At 53.2% G+C, this 3162-nt stretch carries 6 protein-coding genes and 1 pseudogene; 2 read left to right on the top strand and 5 right to left on the bottom strand.

Features of this window, described 5'->3' with window-relative positions:
• Window positions 1-10 precede the first annotated feature (10 nt).
• Together KDK14_RS05840 and KDK14_RS05835 are read right to left on the bottom strand one after the other, a co-directional pair.
• Window positions 11-496 (bottom strand): hypothetical protein, encoded by a 486-nt coding sequence (locus KDK14_RS05840; RefSeq protein WP_257264077.1) that lies wholly within the window; start codon window positions 494-496, stop codon window positions 11-13.
• Window positions 497-521: 25 nt separating this feature from the next.
• Window positions 522-842 (bottom strand): hypothetical protein, encoded by a 321-nt coding sequence (locus tag KDK14_RS05835; RefSeq protein ID WP_257264076.1) that lies wholly within the window; start codon window positions 840-842, stop codon window positions 522-524.
• Between the two features lie 98 nt (window positions 843-940).
• Between KDK14_RS05835 and KDK14_RS05830 the strand changes: the two genes are divergently transcribed.
• Together KDK14_RS05830 and KDK14_RS21650 are read left to right on the top strand one after the other, a co-directional pair.
• Window positions 941-1183, top strand: coding sequence for a type II toxin-antitoxin system ParD family antitoxin (locus KDK14_RS05830; RefSeq protein WP_209277181.1), 243 nt, complete (start codon window positions 941-943; stop codon window positions 1181-1183).
• Between the two features lie 5 nt (window positions 1184-1188).
• Window positions 1189-1395 (top strand): annotated as a pseudogene (locus KDK14_RS21650) (type II toxin-antitoxin system RelE/ParE family toxin); the annotation flags it as partial.
• A gap of 47 nt (window positions 1396-1442) precedes the next feature.
• Here KDK14_RS21650 and KDK14_RS05825 read toward each other — a convergent pair.
• Genes KDK14_RS05825 through KDK14_RS05815 form a run of 3 tightly spaced genes read right to left on the bottom strand, consistent with a single transcriptional unit; the run spans window position 1443 to window position 3091 of the window.
• Window positions 1443-2438: a hypothetical protein gene (locus tag KDK14_RS05825; protein WP_257264075.1), complete on the bottom strand. Its 996-nt coding sequence runs from the start codon at window positions 2436-2438 to the stop codon at window positions 1443-1445.
• Complete coding sequence (locus KDK14_RS05820) at window positions 2417-2860, bottom strand: hypothetical protein (RefSeq protein WP_257264074.1); 444 nt, start codon at window positions 2858-2860, stop codon at window positions 2417-2419. Before KDK14_RS05820 ends, KDK14_RS05825 begins: the two co-directional genes overlap by 22 nt.
• Before the next feature lie 6 nt (window positions 2861-2866).
• Window positions 2867-3091, bottom strand: a complete 225-nt coding sequence (locus KDK14_RS05815; RefSeq protein ID WP_257264073.1) for a hypothetical protein — start codon at window positions 3089-3091, stop codon at window positions 2867-2869.
• Between the last annotated feature and the right edge of the window lie 71 nt (window positions 3092-3162).

Below are 3162 nucleotides of genomic sequence, written 5' to 3'. Positions count from 1 at the left end.
TTTAGGCATTTTATATGAGTCGGTATATTCCTGATTGGGGTGGTGAAAGGCAGTTGTTGGCAATGCCGCCACTGCCGGTAATCACCATCTGACCAAAACCATCGGTGCCGGTACTCAGCTCAATGGAGCCACGTCCTAAGATCAAAGCAGTGCCATTCTGTAATTCACCGGACTGAAGCTGGTTGATATTCACCGGTCCATTTACTGCCAGATAACCATTGAAGATCAGAACATATTCCGGTGCTTCGTCGGTACCAACATTCCGCACGGAAAAGGGTTGCCCGGACAGTTCCGGGCTTTCCAGCAGCAGGTCCGCCAGGTTGATAATGGCGGTTCCCTGTCCTGGTGTTCCGGCCAGTGCGTTGAATCCGCCGACCTGCCCACCACTGTTTACATGGCGCACCCAGTAATAATGGAGGGTGATATTGCCGGTGACATCGGTGTAACGGCTGCCATTGGCTTCATGGACCAGTGAAGCCTGTTCCCGGTCATCCACCTGCGCTCGCCACACTTCCGTGTGGTTATGGCCGTTGCAGGTCCAGAATCACGGCGCCGAAAATGCCGGTCGCTGCAAGGCCACTGGCGTTGGCCGGGCTGTCAGTCCGGTCGGTTTCGATCACGGGAACGGATGGCACGGCAGGTTCCAGAGTCTCGGTAATGGAACCCACGGAGGTGGCAGGCAGACTGAGCCGCTGACCAATCTCGTTGGCCAGACCCAGCTCCGCGAGTTCACTGTGCAGCACCGCCTTGTCCCCGGCATTGCCGCTGCGGCCGGCCAGCCGGTTCAGAAACTCACGCACGTAGCGGTCTACCGTGGCAGGCAGTGCAGGAAATTTTGCCATGATTTGAAATGGTTACCCTGGAATGTGAATTTGAAACATGGCAGCAATCGTATTGCTGTATTATTATGTATTAATAATTAATACAGGAGCGACAGCCCATGAGCCGAAACACCTCTGTAACACTGGGACATCACTTTGACCGTTTCGTCGCTGAAAAAATAGAACAAGGCCGTTATCAGTCTGTCAGCGAAGTCGTCCGGGCGGGCCTTCGCAAGCTAGAAGAAGATGAAGCAAAACTGGAAGCTCTTCGGGCAGAGATTAAGGCCGGTCTGGAAAGCCCCGTGGTTAATGATTTTAATGTGGACTCTCTGCTTGACGATTTGCATGGGAAGCACCTGTGAGTCAGATGTATACCATCCGTCAGCAGGCCTGGGAAGACCTCGAATCTATCTGGCTTTACACACTGAATAACTGGGATGTTGAACAGGCAGACCAACATGTCCGTATGATTGTTGATCGTTTCGTATGGCTTGCAGAAAATCCAAAAGCAGGCAAGCTCCGCAAGGATATCCAGCCAGGCTGTTACAGTATTCCCATCGGCTCCCATCTGATTTTTTATCAATTGATTGATCATCGTCCTGATATCCTGCGCATCTTGCATCAACGGACAGATGTCGTCCACTGGCTGCCCTGGAGTTCAGCCATGGAGCTGGCCACAATCACGGCAGTAACTGTATCGGTACCTTCCAACTCAAACTGCCATCGGCTGCCACGCCCTGCGGGGAGTCGGAAGCCACGGTCAGAAGTCACCTGTATTTCCAATACCTGTTCGCCATCCCGGAACACCCGAAAGCCAAGATTGTCATAGCTGTCGGCCATGATCCGTGCCGAGGTAAAGCCGACAGGTTTCCCCTGGAATACTTTGCTGCGCCAGCGGTAGGACATCAACTCAGTGCCTTTGTCCCACAACTTGATTGTGTTACCGATGGCCAGATAGAGGCTGTCGTCCTGAAGATCACGAAAGCAGGCATCGGCATAGGTGCCCAGTTCGGTAAAGGTGCCGCTGTCCGGGCTGAAAATAAATCCACCGCCGTTTATTGAATCACCGTAAAAAGCAAAGTACCGGCCATCATGGAAGCAGCCGTGGATCGTGTCCGGCTGGAATCGTTCCCGCCAGCCTTCCGGGTTAATGATATTGCGGGTCATCAGGTCAGCCCGACCGCCAGCAATCCGCACCAGTCCATCCGGCGAGGCATACAGTGCCATATCACCCATATCCACCATGCTGCGTTTACTGATGCAGGCATGGGCGGTATCGAGACGCTCCAGGGTCATGGCACTGGGTTCGGTACCAAAGGCCACATAGGGATAGCCATCGGTAACAATGATTACACTGTTGGCGGCTACAGCCAGTGACTTGATCTCATAATCCACGGCCAGCCGGTAAGCCGCTGGCCATGCGTATAAGTGATAGGGCTCACTGAACATCAGCTCCTTACCAGAGAAGCCCACCGCTACGCCGCCGGGCAGCACAACTATCCCTTGCAGATTGCTGGGAGGCGCTACCCAACCGATGGTTTCCAGAATATCACCCCGCCGGTCCATGGGTGTTTCATCCACTACACTGGTGACGCCTACCGGTGTATCTGTAAACACAGTGCCAGCGGTGTGCCACTGAGGCTGACTACGGGAACTGCGTCCGGCTCCGGTATGCCCAGTTGCAGATCATTGACTGGATAGTCACTGCCACCACTCAAGGCAAGGCCGTTATCGGTGTAACGGGGACCTTTCACCGAGCCTGTGAAGTAGACCCGGTTATTGGGATCATCAGCCACAGGCGAACGGATAACATCAACGTCTGTCGTCCAGTCAAACCAGTATCGTTCGTATTCATTGCGATAGAGATAGATGGTCTTCGGGGTATCGTTCAATACCTGCTCATCCAACGAAGCACGGTAAGCTCGCAAGCTACCATTAGTTAAACGACAGTTAATAGCTGTCTTGGCCTGTGTATCTTCCAACAGATGGCTGTCCAGCCACGGAACTTCGCCGGTAAAGGAGGTAATGTCGAGTTTCATGGGCTGTTACTTCTTTAGCCCGTAGATGGAAAAGGTACCACTGATTACATTGTTAGTCTGAGCATCAGTGAAGAACCTGACACCCTGGATAGACTCAAAAACCGGTGCCGACAGCATCTGGCTCACATCATCGCTGAGTGAGTCGATCTGTGTTTGCAGATTTTCGGAACTCGATTCGTACAGAGTCAGTTTGCCCAACGACTCAATTTCAACATCAGCGTCAGCAGACAACGGGGTGTCCAGGAGCCTGTCCGAGAATAGACTGCCCTACCGGCAACTGCTCCTGCGTTGCTCTAGCTCCT

This window comes from Endozoicomonas sp. ONNA2 (assembly GCF_024606365.1).
In the GTDB taxonomy this organism is placed as follows: Bacteria; Pseudomonadota; Gammaproteobacteria; order Pseudomonadales; family Endozoicomonadaceae; genus Endozoicomonas.
The sequence above is the reverse complement of the archived record's forward strand: the minus strand, read 5'-3'. Positions and strand labels throughout refer to the sequence as shown.

Coding starts and splice junctions, on each gene's coding strand:
- KDK14_RS05835 (WP_257264076.1), bottom strand. CDS start 842: ATGGCAAAATTTCCTGCACTGCCTGCCACGGTAGACCGCTACGTGCGT.
- KDK14_RS05830 (WP_209277181.1), top strand. CDS start 941: ATGAGCCGAAACACCTCTGTAACACTGGGACATCACTTTGACCGTTTC.
- KDK14_RS05820 (WP_257264074.1), bottom strand. CDS start 2,860: ATGAAACTCGACATTACCTCCTTTACCGGCGAAGTTCCGTGGCTGGAC.